This window comes from Streptomyces sp. NPDC057253 (assembly GCF_042669125.1).
Taxonomy (GTDB): domain Bacteria; phylum Actinomycetota; class Actinomycetes; order Streptomycetales; family Streptomycetaceae; genus Streptomyces.
In genome coordinates this window covers 1-15899 of record NZ_JBHUXV010000003.1, presented here as the reverse complement: position 1 = coordinate 15899, position 15899 = coordinate 1, and the positions used below count along the sequence as shown (strand labels likewise).

The following is a 15899-nucleotide window of genomic DNA, read 5'->3' as shown; positions in this document are numbered from 1 at the left end:
ACGTTCTCGGTGACTCACCTCGGAGCGGTCGCCGCGAAAGGCCGGCTCCGCGCGGGCGGTTCATCGGCTACGCCCCTCCGTCCGCACCGTGCGCACGAGAAAGAGAATCCCGCCTGTCACGGCGAGGTGGGGATCACGTCCCGGCACGCCCCACGTCGAGCACGATCTCGCCCAGGGCCTCGCCGAGCGCGTCCATCCCATAGCTCTCGTACGGCAGTGTCAGCGCGCCCGAGGACAGCTCCGGGAGCAGGCGCAGCATCTCGGGGGCGACCTCCGCACTGCGGTTGATCATGTTCACGGGGAGGAGGGAGACGTCCGCGAGATCCAGGGTGAGTTCGCGGCTGGCCGAGGAGCGCGGCTCGGTCTGGCCGCCGACGGTGTCGATCAGGACGTCGCTGCTGCACCGTCAGCCAGTCGAAAAGGGTCTCGCTGCTCTGGAACACCATGCCGAGTTCCGGGTTCCGCGAAACGCGCACATGACGGATCTCCGGGTGGTGGTGCGGAAACCACGCCGCCACCCGGAGACCTTGGGACACGAACTGCTTCGTCAGTTCACCGAGAACTGGCTGAACTTCGCGGTGCCGGGCGCTCCGGTGTGAGCCGTGAAGAACATGCCCGCGTCCTCGGTGCTGTTGGCGCCGGTCAGCGTCGCGGTGCCCACCGTGGTCCAGGTGGTGCCGTTGGCCGAGTAGGAGCCGGTGACCGAGTTGCCGTTCCTGACCAGGCGGAGCCAGACCGGGGCGATGGCTCCGCTGCCGGTCTTGGTGGTGTTGGAGTCGAGGTAGCCGTCACTGTTGGAGTCCGACGACAACGTGATGCCCTGGCCCGGCGTGGCGACAAGGGCGACGTATCCGGTGGAGGAGCCGGTGCCGGTGATGTCGTTGCGCAGCATCAGGCCGGCCTTGCCCCAGGTGTTGGTGTTGTCCTGGCTGTCGACATGGACGGTGACGGTCGAGGAGGTTCCGGCCGCTCCGGGCTGGTAGGCCGCGGAGTACTCGTCGTCGTGCTGCGCGCTCGTGGCCCAGGTGTCGATGCCCGCGTTGGTCAGGGAGGTCACTCCCTGGCTCTGGCCCACCGCGGCCGGGATGGAGCCGTAGGCCTTGAAGGGGGACGTGACGATCCGCAGGTTGCTGAAGGTCGCACTGCCGGTTGTGGTGCTGTGGGCGGTGTGGATGACACCGGCGTCCTGGGTGGCGGCCATGGACGGCAGGGTGACCGCCGAGCCGATCTGGGTGAAGGCAGATCCGTCGGTGGAGTAGTAGGCGGAGACCTGGGTGGCCGTGCGGGTGAGCCGTACCCACACCGGCGCCTTGACCGTCGAGGACGTGCACGACAGCTGGTCCAGGTAGCCGTCCGCGGTGGAGTCCCACTGGAAGCACACGCCTTGGCTCGGGGTCGCCACAGCCACCGCGTATCCCGGGGAAGAGCCGTTGCCGGTGAGGCTGTTGCGCAGGACGACGCCTGCCTTGGCCCAGGCATTGGTGTTGTCGATGCTGTCGACGCGCGCGGTCACCGAGGTGCCGGCGACAGCGGAGTTCGCCAGATAGGCGGTGCCGTAGGCGTCGTCGTGCTGGCCGCCGGCACCCCAGATGTCGGCTCCCGCGTCGGTGACGGTGAAGCTGCCGCCGCTCTGGCCGGTCAGGGCGGGAGTGGAGGAGTAGCTGCTGTAGGGGGCCGTGACGGGGTCCGTGGTCAGGGGCCGGTACTGCGGCTCGATGCCGGCGTTGTTCATGACCGTGCGGGCGCCGGAGGGCCAGTTGCCGTCGGAGACGACTACCGTGCCGCTGACGACATTGCCGCGGTTGCCGTCGGTTATGTCGGTCGAGGAGTTGCTCGTCCAGTTGTTCTGGACGGTCAGGGCACCGGTGTTGTTGGTGGAGCCGGCGTTCTCGTGGGCCCACTCGCCCACGTTGCGGAAGACGTTGTTGGTGTCCGTGAAGTGCCGGGATCCCTCGTCGTGGTAGAAGCCGAAGTAGTTGTTGTTGGTGTGGCAGTAGTTGCGTTCGAAGGTGCTGCCGAGCGAATCCGACAGGGTGTACAGACAGCCGCCGTCGTTCATCTGCTGCATGATGTCGTGGATGTAGTTGTCGGTGATGTGGTTGTTCGCGGCGGTGGTGGGCGTCGAGTAGACGGGCTGGTAGTTGTACAGGCCGCGGTTCACGTAGTCCTGGCTGCCGCCCGGGTCGTTGACGCCCCAGCCGTAACCGATGGTCAGCCCCGAATAGGGCAGGTTGTACACCTCGTTGTGCGACACCGTGGCGCCGTTGACATAGGTGGCGAGGATGGCCGACATGTCCCGGTAGTCGATCGCCACGTCGTGGATGAGGTTGTCGCTCAGGGTGATGTTCTTGTTGGTCATCCGGCTGTCGCTGGGGTGATGCGCGTCCGCCTGGAGCCCGCCGACGGCTATGGCTCCGCCCGCGTCCTGGGTGAAGACGTTGCCGGTTGCGGTGACGGTGTCGGCACCGAGGCCGACCCCGGTGGCGTGGGCGTTGGCGTCCTGGCCGATGCCGAGGCCCACCTGTCCGAGCTGCGTGAACCGGTTGCCGGTGAAGGTGATGTGGTCGGCGGCCGACACCTGGACGGCGGCCGGCATCTGGTCCCAGTGCGGACGTGTCGCCTCGAACAGCGGGCAGCCGCTCTGGCAGGAGGTCAGCGCGTCGGAAGGACGGTCCCAGGTACCGGTGAGGTACGCGCCGGTCTGCTGGCTGGCGTAGCCGGTGGTGCTGGGGCCCAGCCAGCTGGTGCCCGAGAACTGCAGACCCGAGAAGGTGATGTGGGTGGCGGGAGAGGCATAGCTTCCCCCGACGTCGATGAGCGACTGCAGCTCCGGCACCTCGACGTCCGCGGTGCTCATGCTCTGCCCCGCGAGCGGCTTGTAGTACAGGGTGCCGGAGCTCGTGTCGAGGTACCACTCACCGCCCGTGTCCAGGAGTTCGTAGGCGTTCTCGATGTAGAGCGCTGCCGCCCGGAAGGGCTGGGTCAGGGTGTCGTAGCCGAAGGTGTTGTCGTCCCAGGCCGGCTGCTCCATGGTGATCGTGCCGTTGCTGATGCCGGACACCGGGGAGTAGCGGTCGGTGAAGGAGCCGATGCCGTGGATCTCGGTCCGGCCGGGGTTGGCAAGGCTGTTGAGGTAGTTCAGCGCGCTGTTGGTGAAGGTGTAGCCGGTGGTGGTCGCGGTCAGGTCGGCGCGGTTGATCGTGGAGCGGGCCCTGGTCGCCAGGACGCCGTCGACGTAGAGCTGCCGGGTGTCGAACCCGGTCCCGACATTGGCCTTCCAGATGTTCTTCGCCGAGTCCTGCACGGTCCAGCCCGTGGCCCGCTGTGCGCCGGTGATGACCGGGCGGGCGCCCGGCGCGGCCTTCCAGATCACCGAGAAACCGCCGGTGCCCGAGTCCGCCGCGGTGAACGTGAGGGGGCCCGTCAGCCGGTACGTGCCGTCGGCGACCTCCACGACGATGTCGCCCGTCATGGAGCTGTTCATGGCCCGGACGTTGGTCTTGGCCTGGGTGAGGGAGCACGGCTGGCTGGTCGAGCAGGCGGTTCCGGTGCCGTTGGGGGACACATGGAGCATCGCGGCGGTGGCGGCGGACGCCGGCACCGCCTGCACGACGACGACCCCGGCGGAGGCGGTGAGGAGCGCGAGTGCGGCCAGACATGGTCTGAGCCGGTCACGCAGCGGGGTGCAGGAGCGGGTTGGGCGCATCTGAGACCTTCCGAAGGTGCGAGAGGGCACGCGCGGGGCGTCCTCCCCCACAGGGGGACTGATTGCGGAGGTGATACGGCGACGTAACGTTAGTCGTCATACGTATGCTGTCAATATGCGCCGCAGAAACTGATCCGCAGCACAAAAGAAACCCGCCCCCGGCCTGACGGCTCGGGGACGGGTCCGGCACACGCAAGGGCGCGGGATGCGCTCAGCCGGTGGTACCGGTGGCTTCGGGGGGCGGGATACGACGGCGGCTCCAGGCCGCTTCGATATGGGCCGTCATGGCCTGCGCCGCACCCTGGGGGTCGCGGGCCAGGAGCCGCTCGACGATCCGGCGGTGCTCGGCGTTCGCCTGCTCGCACGAGTGCCCGTCGGGAGTGCCGTTGTACAGGAACGTACTGCGGGCCTGGGTGTGGACGGTGCGGATGATGGAACGACCGAGCCGGTTCCGGGACGCCTGCATGATCCGGTCGTGGAAGAGCACATCGGTCTCGATGAACCGGGCGGGAGCGCCGATCTCCTCGTCGAGGCGGCCGAGCAGCCGTTCCACCTCCCGGAGATCGTCATCGGTGGCGAGGTCGGCGGCCTGGGCCGCCATCTGCGCCTCAAGGGCCGAACGCACGCCGACGAGGTGGTCCAGCACGACGAGTTCGTCGTCGTGCTGGACGGTGGCCGCCAGCACGACGGGATCCAGGAGATTCCACTCCTCGGACCGGGTGACCGTGGTGCCGGAACCCTGCCGGGCCCGAACCAGCCCCTTGGCCTCCAGGGACTTGACCGCCTCGCGGATGGTGATGCGGCTGACGCCGAACGTCTCGCACAGTTCCGGCTCGACCGGCAAGGTGGAGCCGGGCGGGATGGCACCGGAGACGATGCTGTCGGTGAGGGACTCCACCACAGCGTGGGCCAGCCGCGCAGGTCGCCTGGGCCACGGCTTCAGGGCCGACGGATCCTCGACGCCGCTTCGACCGCTCTTCGCCATGGGGCCCCCTCACCGGTGTGGACGATCGCCGAGTCTACTGCTCCGACTCCTTGACAGCATTCGTATGACGACTTACGTTGCCGAAGATTTCGCAGCAGCTGCCATTACAAGGGGTAACGACCGTGCGCATTGCCAACATGGAGAGCTACCCGGTCCGGGTTCCGGGCGCCAGTCCACCGTTCGTCTGGCGTGCCGGGTTGCTGGGCAGCCCGCCGGACGGCGAGGCCGCGGTGCTGCGCATCTGCACCGACGAAGGGGTCGAGGGCGTCGCGATGGCCCCCCGCAGGGGCAGCGCCGTCATCCTGGCCGACGTGCTGGACCGCTTTCTGCGCAAGGAACTCGTGGGCCAGGACCCGCTCCAGCGGGAGTGGCTCTGGCATCGCATGTGGGAGCTGGACCGCACCGAGGAGCTGCCCCTCTACCTGCTCGGCCTGGTCGACACCGCGCTGTGGGACCTGTTCGGCAGGCTCGCCGACCGGCCCACCTGGCAGATGCTGGGCGGTTTCCGCACCTCGATCCCCGCCTACGCCTCGACCGTCACCTACTCCTCGGTGGCGGAGTACCTGGACATCGCCGACCAGGCGCTGGAGCTCGGCTACCCCGCCATCAAGCTCCACGCCTGGGGCGACGCGCGTCGCGACGCCCGGCTGTCGGTGGCCCTGCGGGAACACGTGGGGGACGCGATCCCCCTGATGTTCGACGGGTCCGCCGGATTCGACCTCCCCGACGCGATCTACCTCGGACGCGCCTTGTCCGACGCGGATTACCTCTGGTACGAGGAGCCGATTCGGGAGTTCAGCATCACCGCGTACAAGCGCCTCGCCGACGCGGTGGCGGTGCCCCTGCTGGTGGCCGAGACCTCCGACGGAGCCCACATGAACTCGGCCGACTTCATCCAGGCCGGCGCCGCCACCTTCGGCGTCCGCGCCTCCACCCAGCTGCGCGGCGGTTTCACCGGCGCCATGCGCACCGCCCATCTCGCCGACGCCTTCCGGTTGCGCGCCGAGGTGCACGGGCCGGAGATCCCCAACCGGCACCTGTGCATGGCCATCTCGAACACCACGTACTACGAGTCCCTGGTCATGGGCAATCCGATCAGCCGCGAGAGCGGCATCGACGCACAGGGACTCGTCCACGCCCCTGCCGGGCCCGGCGTGGCACTGCCCGCAGGACTCGACTACCCACCCATCCTTCAGTGCTTTGTCGACAAAGAGACCACCACGCCGCCGAAGGCTTGATCGCGTAAAGCAGGAAAGGACCGGTCCGGAGCTCGCGCTCCGGACCGGCGGTGTGGGGTGGGTCAGCCCGCGGCGGGCACCGGTTCGCGGTCCGTACCGGTCAGCGCCTCCGGCGCGGCCTCCTCGACCGCCCCGGGGTGCGGGTCGGACGTCGGCCCTGCCTGCGGTTCGGGCGTCGAGGTGTACGGGATCTCGCCGCGCAGGACGGCCCTGGCGCGCTCCTCGTCGAGCTGCCCCTCCCACTTGGCGACCGCGAGGGTGGCGACGCCGTTGCCGACCACACTGGTCAGGGCGCGGGCCTCGGACATGAAGCGGTCGATGCCGAAGATCAGGGCCAGCGCGGCGACGGGCACGTGCGGTACGGCACTGAGGGTGGCCGCCAGGGCGATGAAACCGGAGCCGGTCACCCCGGCCGCGCCCTTGGAGGTCAGGAGCATCACGGCGAGCATGGACAACTGCTGGGTGAGGCTGAGGTCGATACCGAGGGCCTGGGCGAGGAAGACCGAGCCCATGGTCAGGTAGATGGCGGTGCCGTCGAGGTTGAAGGAGTACCCGGCGGGCAGCGTGATCCCGACGACCGGCTTCGAGGCGCCGACGTGCTGGAGCTTGGCCATCATGCGCGGCAGCACCGGCTCGGACGACGAGGTGCCCAGCACGATCAGCAGCTCCTCCTTGATGTAGCGCAGGAAGGGCAGCAGGCGCAGGCCGTTGACGCGCATGACGGTGCCGAGCACCACCAGGACGAAGAACAGGGCGGTGAGCCAGAAGGAGCCGACCAGCAGGAAGAGGTGGCGCAGGGTGTCGAGGCCGTAGTTGCCGATGGTGAAGGCCATGGAGCCGAAGGCACCGATGGGGGCCAGCCGCATGACCCAGCGGATGAGCGTGAACAGGACCCTGGAGAGCTTCTCGATGCCCTGGGTGATCCCCGCACCTGCCTCGCCCGCGGCGTTCAGACCGAAGCCGAACAGCACCGAGATCAGCAGTACGGGCAGGATCTCGTGGCCGGTCAGCGCGCTGAGCAGGGTGTCCGGGATCATGGCGAGCAGGAACGCGGAGAGGCTCTCGTGGCTCGCGGTCGCCTCCGGAGGCAGCCCCTTGGTCGACAGGGTCGAGGGGTCGACGTGCAGTCCGCTGCCGGGCTGGACGACGTTCACTACGATCAGCCCGATCACCATGGCGACGGTCGTCAGGACCTCGAAGTAGACCAGCGCCTTGAGACTGACCCGGCCGACGGCCCGGGCGTTGCCCATGGAGGCGATGCCGTGGACGACGGTGCAGAAGATGACGGGCGCGATCATCATGCGGACCAGCGCGATGAACCCGTCGCCCAGCGGCTTGAGATCGGCTCCGAACGACGGCCACAGCGCGCCGACGGCGGCCCCGGCCAGGACGCCGATCAGGCACTGGACGTAGAGCAGGGACAGCAGACCGCGCAGGCGGCTCGGTGGTGCGTCGACGGTACCCGGGGCGGCGTCGTTGCGGCTCATACGGGGCGTCCTTCCAGGACGGGAACGAGGAGTTCGGCTCGGGCGATGCGGCGGGCGGCGCGGTGCAGCAGCACCGTGGGGGACGCGCCCTCCTTCGCGGGGACGGCTCGGGCGGTGATGACACCGGCCGGGGTGCCCAGGCGCAGCGTCCCGTCGGCGGTCTGCCGGGCGACGCGGTGGGCGAGGGTGCCGGGGGTGGCGGCAGCGGTGGCCAGGGCTACGGCCGAGGTGAGACCGATCGCCGGGTGGGGCGCGTGCATGGAGACCATGCGGACGGCCAGGTCGTACTCGTCCTGTGGGACGAGGGTGCCATCGGTGGTGCGGTAGGCGACAGGGCGGGCGACCACTCCGACCTTCGGGACGGCATGGCTGACGGGGTCGCTCTCCCTCACCAGTCCCATGGCCAGGGCGGCCTGGCGGCGCAGCACGGTGAGGGCGGGCACCGCCGTGGCGAAGTCGGCGAGGGACTCGGTGCCGTCGAGTCCGAACGCCTTGGCCTCGAACAGCGCCGCCGGGGCGCCGGCGTCGACCAGGGACGCCTCGACGGTGCCGGAGGGCCCGGTCAGCGTGTCCAGGGCCTGGCCGGTCGGCAGGGCCCGGCCGGTCGACGTGCCCGCGGGGTCCTCGAAACCGAGGAGCACCGGTACACCGAGCGCGGCGGTACCCGGCACCCGGGCCGTACCCGCGTCGGGGGCGGTCCGCCCGGAGGTGGGGATGGTGCCGCTGAGCCGGGCTCCGGTGTTGATGTTGAGCATGCGTACCGTGGTCGAGTCCGGTCCGAGAGGCACCAGTTGGTGGTGAACGGCGTACAGGGCCACGGCGGTGGCGCAGTTGCCGCAGTTGCTGGTCCACTCCACCCGTGCGTCGCCGATGCCGACCTGCGCGAAGGCGTACTCGACGTCGACGTCCGGCTTCGTCGAGGTCCGGACGATCGCCGCCTTTGAGGTCGTGGAGGAGGCACCGCCGACGCCGTCGATCTGGCGGGGGTCGGCGGCGTTGAAGGCGGCGAGCAGCAGGGTGTCGGCGTCCACGCCGGTCGCCACCACGTCGTGGTGGTCGAAGATCCAGCACTTGCTGGTTCCTCCGCGGATCATCTCGCCCTGCAGACGCAACACAACAGACTCCTCGCCGCAATCCCGACGGCACTTCCGTGCGGGCTGCGATCCACAGTGGGTGCGTGCAGCGTGAAGTACAATCTCGGAAATCTGCATGGGTATTAAGCTGAAGTGAACGCTGGAGGTGGCGAGATGCTCGACGTCCGGCGCATCCTGCTCTTCGCCGAGGTCGCCCGCCGGGGTTCGGTCACGGCGACCGCACGCGCTCTCAACTACACGCCGTCAGCGGTGTCTCAGCAGGTCGGGCGCCTGGAGGCGGAGGCCGGACAGCCCCTGTTGGAGCGTCATGCGCGCGGGGTCACCCTCACCGACGCGGGCCGCGCGCTGGCCGAGCGGGGAGAGCGGATCAAGCGCGAGCTGACAGCCGCGGAGAACGAACTCGCCGACTTCGCCGGACTGCGCGCCGGCACACTGCGGGTCGGAACCTTCCCCACCGTCGGTGCCTCCCTGCTCCCCCGGGCCGTGATCGCCTTCCGCCGGACGCACCCCGACGTACGGCTGACGGTGCGCAGTGCCCGGATCGCCGGGCTGTGGGCGATGCTGGAGAACCGCGAGATCGAGATGTCCCTGATGTGGGACTACGACTGGAACCGCATCGACCGCGAGGACATCGTCGTGACCTCGCTCGTGGACGACCCTCCGGCCCTCCTCGTCGGCGCCGACCACCCCCTCGCCGGCCGCGCTTCAGCGGCTCTTGCCGACTTCGCCGACGACGCCTGGATCACCCGTGCGGAGAACCACCCGGTGGCCGAGGCCCTGGCCCGCAGCTGCCGTACGGCTGGCTTCGAACCGCAGATCGCCTACGAGGCCCACGACTACCAGGAGGCCCAGGCCATGGTCGCCGCCGGCATCGGCGTCGCCCTCGCCCCCACGCTGGCTCTGGAAGGCATCCGAGGCGGCGTCAGCGTCCTCCCCCTGCAACCCCCCGCCCCGGTCCGCCGCATTCTTCTCGTCCGCATGAGCGACCACGCCCTGACCCCGGCCGCGGAGGCCTTCGCGGGCTTCCTGCGGGACAGCGCGGAGGCGGCCGGGGGGAACTGACGGGCGCGGCGGCCGTGGTCGTCCGGACAGCGCGACTGTCGCCGGCCAACAGGCGGTCGGGGCCGAAGGGTTCAGCGTACGGTGAAGCCGGCCGCCTGGGTGTTCAGGGTCGTGCTGCCGTCGACGGCCGTCGCCAGCACCGCCACGTGCCAGGGGCCGTGCGGGGACGACGCGGACTCGGCGGCGGTCACCCGGACCGTGTAGGTGCAGCGCGCGGTGTCTTCGCCGGCGGGCTTGCAGTCGGCCGGCTCCGCCGCGGTCATCTCCTTCGCAGTCGGCTTCTTCTCAGCGAGGGAGGAACTCGCCGGATACGCCAGCACGCGCACGCTCTTGACGCCGGAGGACGCCGTGACCTCCGTACGGAAGGTGAGCGTGCCGTCCCGGCTGCCGTCGGGGGCGGTGTAGCGGGCGGTGCTGTGGGCCAGGACGGGTGCCTGGTCGCCCGCGTCGGCGAAGGCGAAGGCTCCGGCGCCGCCAAGGACGACGACGCCGGCGACCAGGGACACAACGACACGACGGGACATGGGAGTTCTCCGTAACTCTCTCGGTGGTGCGGACCGCGCGCGCTCGCTGCGCCGCTGCACCGATACTCGCCACATCAGCCGTTCCAGACGTGAGTACGAATACTCAACTCGCCCTGGGTAAGGGGAGATTCTCCAGGAACCGGTGCACCAGTAGAACCGCAGCTGAGGAGTGTCGTAGTACAGGCCGGCTCGTCCCGGATCTCGGCCGCCTGCTCCACGGAGAACAGGTACTCGTGCGAGTGGCGCCGCATGTCCGCGACCTTCGGCGTCCACCGACCGAATCAGGCGGTGCGGGGGAGGCCGCCGGGCCGGAAGAAGCTTGCCGTGGCCACCAGCAGCAGGGCCAGTACGGCGGGCACCGCATAGGCGATGCGGAAGTGGCCCGTCGCCCCAAGTCCCCCGCTCGCTCCGGCTCCGACGAGGACGCCGACGTAGTTGAAGACATTGAGCCGGGCCAGCACCGTCTCGGGGGCGCCCGGTCGCAGTCGGCTGGCCGCGGCGACGCACAGCGGGGTGAGGGCGGCGACTCCGAGGCCGGCACACCCCGCCGCGACGACGGCGTACGGCCAACTCGGGGCCGCTGCAAGGGCGGCCAGCGCCCCGGCCGCGAGCAGCGCCGCGGCTCGGACCATCGAGGCAGGCCCGACGCGGCGGACCATGAGGTCGGCGCCCGCCCGGCCGGTCACGGTGCCCGCCTGGTAGGCCGCGTACGCGAGCGGGGCGGCCGCCAGGGACGCGGCGAGGGTCTGGTGGAGGTAGGCGGTCGACCAGGCCGAGACCGTGGAGTCGACGACGTAGGCGACGAGGAGAACGACACCGAAGGGGACGAGCCGCGCCCAGACCTGTCGGCCCAGGGCCTCTTCAGCCGGCTCCGGTTCGGCAGCGGGGGCCGGTCCGGCAGCGGGCGCCGGTCCGGCAGCGGGCGCCGGTTCGGCAGCCGGCTCCGGTTCGGCAGCAGGCGGGGAGAGGGCGGGCGGCAGGACATGGGACCGCCGTACGGTCAACGCCAGGAGGGCCACGAGCGTGGCGTGCGCGGTCAGGACGTACTCGACCGGCCAGCCCAGCCGGGAGACCCCTGCCGTCAGCAGCGCCGCCGCAACCCCCGCGGCGCTCCACGCGGCGTAGAAGGAGGAGAGGATGCTGCGGCCGTAGAGGCGTTCGACGGTGGCCGCGCGGGTGTTGACGGACACGTCGATGGCGCCGAGCGACAGTCCAAAGAGGACGTAGGCCACCGAGGCGATGGCCCGGCCGGGTGCCCAGGCCACGGACAGCAGGGCCGCGGCCGCGCTCAGCACCGCCACGCGCATGACGGCGACGGGGCCCGAGCGGCGTACGGCGGCCAGGCCCGCGAAGCTGCCGACGCCCGCGGCCAGGGTCAGGGCGATGGTGAGCGCGGTCATCGCCAGGGACGACAGCCCCAGATGGCTCTGCACGGCGGGCACGGTGGTGGACACGGCGGCCACCGCCGCGCCCTGGGCGGCGAACACGGTGGCCGTGACCCGGCGGGCTCCCGCGAGCGGGCCGCTGACCAGGGAGCGAGCCGGAGCGGTCGCTCCGACGGATGCGGTCATGGGGCCCTCTTCCTGTCACGGACCGTGGACGGGCCGGGTGTGCGGGAGTGGGAGCAACCGTAGGAATGCGGACCGGCACGGCGGAGGACACCCGACGGCCACACGGGGGACCCTGGCGGCCACGAGCGGCTGAGTGGAGGGGTCCGGCGCCTCGGGGGCCCGGCGCCTCAGGGGTCCGTCTCAGCCTCGGCCGAGTGACAGGGGCAGCCGTCCGCGCCGCGCCAGGCCGGTCAAAGGGCTGGCCGCTGCGGTCCCCTTTGTGGCCGCACAGGTCAGTCCGTGAGCGCCCACCCGCTGCCTAAGTTCCTCCCACGCCGAACGTGGCGACGAGAGGAGGTGGGCTCATGAACGAGTCCGAATTCGACACATGTGTGATCGGGGCCGGACCCGCGGGGCTGGCGGTGGCACGGGCGCTCGGTGAGCGGCGGCTTCCCTACACGCACATCGAGCGGCACACGGGTCCGGGAGGTCTGTGGGACATCGACAACCCGGGCAGCCCGATGTACGAGTCGGCGCATTTCATCTCCAGCAAGACCCTCTCGGGGTTCGGCGGCTGGCCGATGCCCGACCACTTCGCCGACTACCCCTCGCGGCGCCAGATCCTGTCGTATCTGACGTCCTTCGCCGACGCGTACGGGCTGACCGAGCGGATCGAGTTCGGCACCGGGGTCCGTGACGTGGCGAAGAACCCGGACGGCACCTGGACGGTCACCCGGACCGACGGACGCACCAGCCGGCACGCGCAGGTCGTGGTCTGTACGGGCGCGCAGTGGCACCCCAACACCCCAGAGATCCCAGGGGACTTCAGCGGCGAGATCCGGCACACGGTCGGCTACCGCAGCAGCGACGAGCTGCGCGGCAAGCGGGTCCTGGTGGTGGGCGCGGGCAACTCCGGCTGCGACATCGCCTGCGACGCGGCCCGGGCCGCCGACCACGCGGAGATCAGCATGCGCCGCGGCTACTGGTTCATCCCGAAGCATCTGTTCGGCAGGCCCGTGGACACCCTCGAAGGCGTCGGTCCCCGGATGCCGAAGTGGCTGGAGCAGAAGCTGTTCGGCGCGCTCCTGCGGATCATCAACGGCGATCCGCGCCGCCTGGGCCTTCAGAAGCCGGACCACAAGCTCTTCGAGACGCATCCCACGGTGAACTCGATGCTGCTGCACCACCTCCAGCACGGCGACATCACCGCGCGGCCGGGCATCGTGCGCGCCGAGGGCCGTACCGTCCACTTCACCGACGGCAGCAGCAACGACTTCGACCTGATCCTGCTGGCGACCGGCTACGTCCACAAAGTGCCCGTCGCCCAGCGCTACTTCGGGGACGAACAGCACCCCGACCTGTACCTGTCGTCGTTCTCCCGCGAGCACGAGGGGCTGTTCGGCGTGGGCTTCATAGAGACCAACTCCGGTGCCTACCAACTGTTCGACGCCCAGGCCCAGTTGATCGCCGGGTTCGTCCAGGACGCCCGTCGGGGCATGCCGAACGCGGAGCGGTTCGCCCGCATGATCCGGGGCGACCGTCCGGACCTGTCCGGCGGCCTCAGGTTCGTGGACTCCCCGCGGCACACCGGCTACGTCGACAGCGCCGCGTACACCAAGTACCTCACCAAGGTCGCGGCCGCGATGGGCTGGCCCACCGGGGGACTCCCTCCGGCGGTGCCGACCGTCCGCAGCAAGGAGACGGTGGCATGAGCGGCTACGACCGCACGGGCAAGGAGGCGGCGGCATGAGCGGCTACGACTACACCGGCAAGGTCATGCTGGTGACCGGCGGTGCGGGCGGCATCGGCAGCGCGCTGTGCCGGCGGTTCGCGATCGGCGGCGCCGTGTGCGTCGTCGTCGACATCGACGGGGAGCGCGCGAAGCGGGTCGCGGACGCCCTCCCCGGCACCGGCCACCTGGGCCTCGGCTGCGACCTGCTGGACCGGGCCGGGGTGGTGGACCTCTTCGAGCATGTCGGCTCCGCCTTCGGCCGCCTGGACGTGCTGGTCAACAACGTGGGCATGACCAGCACCGAGCGGTTCGACGTGCGCACGGTGGAGACCATCGAGCGGGAGATCGACCTGAACATGATCTCCCCGCTGGTGGCCACCCGGCTCGCCATCCCCTTGCTGCGCGCCTCCGCCGACCCCCGCGTCATCACCACCGTGTCCCTCGCCGGCATCTTCCCCCAGGGCGAGACACCCATCTACGCGGCGTCGAAGTTCGGGCTGCGCGGCGCGATGCTCTCCATCGCCCTCGATCTGGAGCCCAAGGGCATCCGGGTCGGCTCGGTCCTGCCGTCGGCGACCGACACCCCGATGCTGCGCCAGGAGGCCGTCGGCGGCGGCAACTCCCTCCAGTTCCAGGACCCGCCGCAGCAGCCGTCCGATGTCGTCGCCGCCGTGGTCGGCATGCTCGACCGGCCGCGCCTGGAGGCGTATCCGCGCGTCGGCGAATCGCTCTTGGTCCGCTTCTCCATGCTCATGCCGAACCTGCTCCCCCGGCTCCTCCCGCTCTTCCGCAGACGCGGCGAGCGCGGTCTGGCCCGGTATCTGGAGGACCTGCGGCGCAGGGGCCTCGCCCGGCAGGTCGACGGCCGCTGGGAACTCGTGACGGAGGCATGATCATGACCACGGAAGCGAACGACCGCCGTCTGCTCCGGGTCGTCAACCCGGCCACCGGAGAGACGCTCGACACCCTGCCCGCCACCACCGCGGACGAGGTGGACACGGTCGTGGACCGGGCCCACCGCGCCTTCGACACCGGCGTGTGGGCGGGCCTGCCACCCCGGGAGCGGGCCGCGGTGCTGCTGCGCCTCGCCGACCTGATGGAACGCGACGCCGAGATCCTGGCCCGCCTGGACTGCGAGGACGCGGGCAAGCCCATCACGGAGTGCCGTACCGGCGACGTGCCCGGCGCGATCGAGTCGATCCGCTGGTTCGCGGAGGCGGCCGACAAGGTCTTCGGCCGCGTCGCGCCCACGGGCCACGACCACCTGGGCCTGATGAGCCGGGAGCCGGTCGGTGTGGTCGCAGCGATCCTCCCCTGGAACTACCCGCTCGCCATGGCCGCCTGGAAGATCGGTCCAGCCCTCGCCGCGGGCAACAGCCTGCTGCTCAAGCCCGCCGAGGCGACCCCGCGCACGGCCCTCCACGTGGCACGGCTGGCCACGGAGGCGGGTCTGCCGGACGACGTGCTCACCGTCCTGCCCGGCTACGGCACGGAAGCCGGCCGGGCGCTGGCACGCCACCCCGGCATCGGCGCGCTCTCGTTCACGGGCTCGACGGCGACCGGACGGCGGATCCTGGCCGATGCCGCGGAGACCAACTTCAAGCGGGTCTCGCTGGAGATGGGCGGCAAGAGCCCGCAGGTCCTGATGCCGGACGCGCTCGACTTCGGCGCCGACCTCATCGACGACATGATCGACGCCGCGTTCCTGACGATGGGGCAGAACTGCACGGCCGGCTCCCGGATCCTGGTCCATGAGGACATCGCCGCCCAGGTCGTGGCACGGTTCACGGCCGCCGCCGGGGCCCTGGTCATCGGCGACCCGGCCAAGCCGGACACCCGTACGGGGCCGCTGATCAGCACGGCGGCGCGCGACCGGGTCGCACGCGCGGTCGACGAGGCGGTCGCCGCCGGAGCCGTGGCCCACACCGCCGGGCTGCCGGCGGGCCTGCACCCGCACGGGGCCTACTACCCGCCCACGGTCGTCGTCGGCGCCCCCGACGGCAGCAGTGTCCTCACCGACGAGTTGTTCGGGCCCGTGGTCACCGTCCAGACCTTCGCCTCCGAGGAGGAGGCGATCCGGACGGCGAACGCCACCCCCTACGGCCTCGCCGCCTCCGTCTGGACCCACGACCTCGACACCGCCTTCCGCCTCGCCCGCGGCATCCAGGCCGGAGTGGTCTCCGTCAACGCCTACAGCGAGGGCGACATCACCGCCCCCTTCGGCGGCTGGAAACAGTCCGGATTCGGCGGGGCGGAGCGGTCCACCGACGCCTTCGCCCAGTGGACCAGGGAGAAGACGGTGTGGATCCGCACGCGCTAGGGCCTGTCGTCACATTCCCGTCGTCGCCCGAAGGGCGGCCTGGCGGCGTCAGGTGCGTGCTCTCGGCGTGCCGGGCGTGGGCCCCCGGGCTGGCCGTGGACAGGGGCGCGCCCCGGGCGGCGGGGGGGGGCCCCGGGGCGCCGGGGGGTTTGTCGAGGGTGTGGGTCGTCACGGGGGTCGCCTTCGCTCTCGGCTTCCGAT

Annotated in this window: 13 protein-coding genes; 6 read left to right on the top strand and 7 right to left on the bottom strand. The window is 70.7% G+C overall.

The features are described from left to right. Positions 1 to 133: 133 nt before the first annotated feature. Complete coding sequence (locus tag ACFULQ_RS02155) at positions 134 to 298, bottom strand: hypothetical protein (RefSeq protein ID WP_383536865.1); 165 nt, start codon at positions 296 to 298, stop codon at positions 134 to 136. A gap of 31 nt (positions 299 to 329) precedes the next feature. Between ACFULQ_RS02155 and ACFULQ_RS02150 the strand changes: the two genes are divergently transcribed. Then, complete coding sequence (locus ACFULQ_RS02150; RefSeq protein WP_383536862.1) at positions 330 to 599, top strand: hypothetical protein; 270 nt, start codon at positions 330 to 332, stop codon at positions 597 to 599. Here the strand turns inward: ACFULQ_RS02150 and ACFULQ_RS02145 are convergent. Next, complete coding sequence (locus tag ACFULQ_RS02145; RefSeq protein WP_383536859.1) at positions 548 to 3706, bottom strand: DUF1349 domain-containing protein; 3159 nt, start codon at positions 3704 to 3706, stop codon at positions 548 to 550. The genes ACFULQ_RS02150 and ACFULQ_RS02145 overlap by 52 nt on opposite strands. 211 nt (positions 3707 to 3917) lie before the next feature. Continuing rightward, positions 3918 to 4691: a FadR/GntR family transcriptional regulator gene (locus ACFULQ_RS02140; protein WP_383536856.1), complete on the bottom strand. Its 774-nt coding sequence runs from the start codon at positions 4689 to 4691 to the stop codon at positions 3918 to 3920. A gap of 137 nt (positions 4692 to 4828) precedes the next feature. On the opposite strand from ACFULQ_RS02140, the gene ACFULQ_RS02135 reads away from it, so the two are divergent. Beyond that, entirely contained in the window at positions 4829 to 5929 is a 1101-nt protein-coding gene (locus ACFULQ_RS02135) for an enolase C-terminal domain-like protein (RefSeq protein WP_383537322.1), read from the top strand. A gap of 62 nt (positions 5930 to 5991) precedes the next feature. Here ACFULQ_RS02135 and dctA read toward each other — a convergent pair whose 3' ends face one another. Continuing rightward, positions 5992 to 7416, bottom strand: a complete 1425-nt coding sequence (dctA, locus tag ACFULQ_RS02130) for a C4-dicarboxylate transporter DctA (protein ID WP_383536853.1) — start codon at positions 7414 to 7416, stop codon at positions 5992 to 5994. Continuing rightward, on the bottom strand, positions 7413 to 8531 hold the full coding sequence (locus ACFULQ_RS02125; protein ID WP_383536850.1) for a PrpF domain-containing protein: 1119 nt from the start codon (positions 8529 to 8531) through the stop codon (positions 7413 to 7415). Before ACFULQ_RS02125 ends, dctA begins: the two co-directional genes overlap by 4 nt. A 132-nt stretch (positions 8532 to 8663) precedes the next feature. Here ACFULQ_RS02125 and ACFULQ_RS02120 point away from each other — a divergent pair, with 132 nt between their 5' ends. Continuing rightward, positions 8664 to 9572, top strand: coding sequence for a LysR family transcriptional regulator (locus ACFULQ_RS02120; protein ID WP_383537319.1), 909 nt, complete (start codon positions 8664 to 8666; stop codon positions 9570 to 9572). A gap of 71 nt (positions 9573 to 9643) precedes the next feature. Here the strand turns inward: ACFULQ_RS02120 and ACFULQ_RS02115 are convergent, their stop codons facing one another. Both ACFULQ_RS02115 and ACFULQ_RS02110 read right to left on the bottom strand, forming a co-directional pair. After that, positions 9644 to 10096, bottom strand: a complete 453-nt coding sequence (locus ACFULQ_RS02115) for a DUF5707 domain-containing protein (protein ID WP_383536848.1) — start codon at positions 10094 to 10096, stop codon at positions 9644 to 9646. Positions 10097 to 10377: 281 nt separating this feature from the next. Further along, positions 10378 to 11667: an MFS transporter gene (locus tag ACFULQ_RS02110; protein WP_383536845.1), complete on the bottom strand. Its 1290-nt coding sequence runs from the start codon at positions 11665 to 11667 to the stop codon at positions 10378 to 10380. 344 nt (positions 11668 to 12011) lie between these two features. On the opposite strand from ACFULQ_RS02110, the gene ACFULQ_RS02105 reads away from it, so the two are divergent. Genes ACFULQ_RS02105 through ACFULQ_RS02095 form a run of 3 tightly spaced genes read left to right on the top strand, consistent with a single transcriptional unit; the run spans position 12012 to position 15698 of the window. Beyond that, on the top strand, positions 12012 to 13358 hold the full coding sequence (locus ACFULQ_RS02105) for a flavin-containing monooxygenase (protein ID WP_383536843.1): 1347 nt from the start codon (positions 12012 to 12014) through the stop codon (positions 13356 to 13358). A 34-nt stretch (positions 13359 to 13392) separates the two neighbouring features. Further along, on the top strand, positions 13393 to 14271 hold the full coding sequence (locus ACFULQ_RS02100; RefSeq protein ID WP_383536841.1) for an SDR family NAD(P)-dependent oxidoreductase: 879 nt from the start codon (positions 13393 to 13395) through the stop codon (positions 14269 to 14271). Between the two features lie 2 nt (positions 14272 to 14273). Continuing rightward, positions 14274 to 15698: an aldehyde dehydrogenase family protein gene (locus ACFULQ_RS02095; RefSeq protein WP_383536838.1), complete on the top strand. Its 1425-nt coding sequence runs from the start codon at positions 14274 to 14276 to the stop codon at positions 15696 to 15698. Positions 15699 to 15899 lie beyond the last annotated feature (201 nt).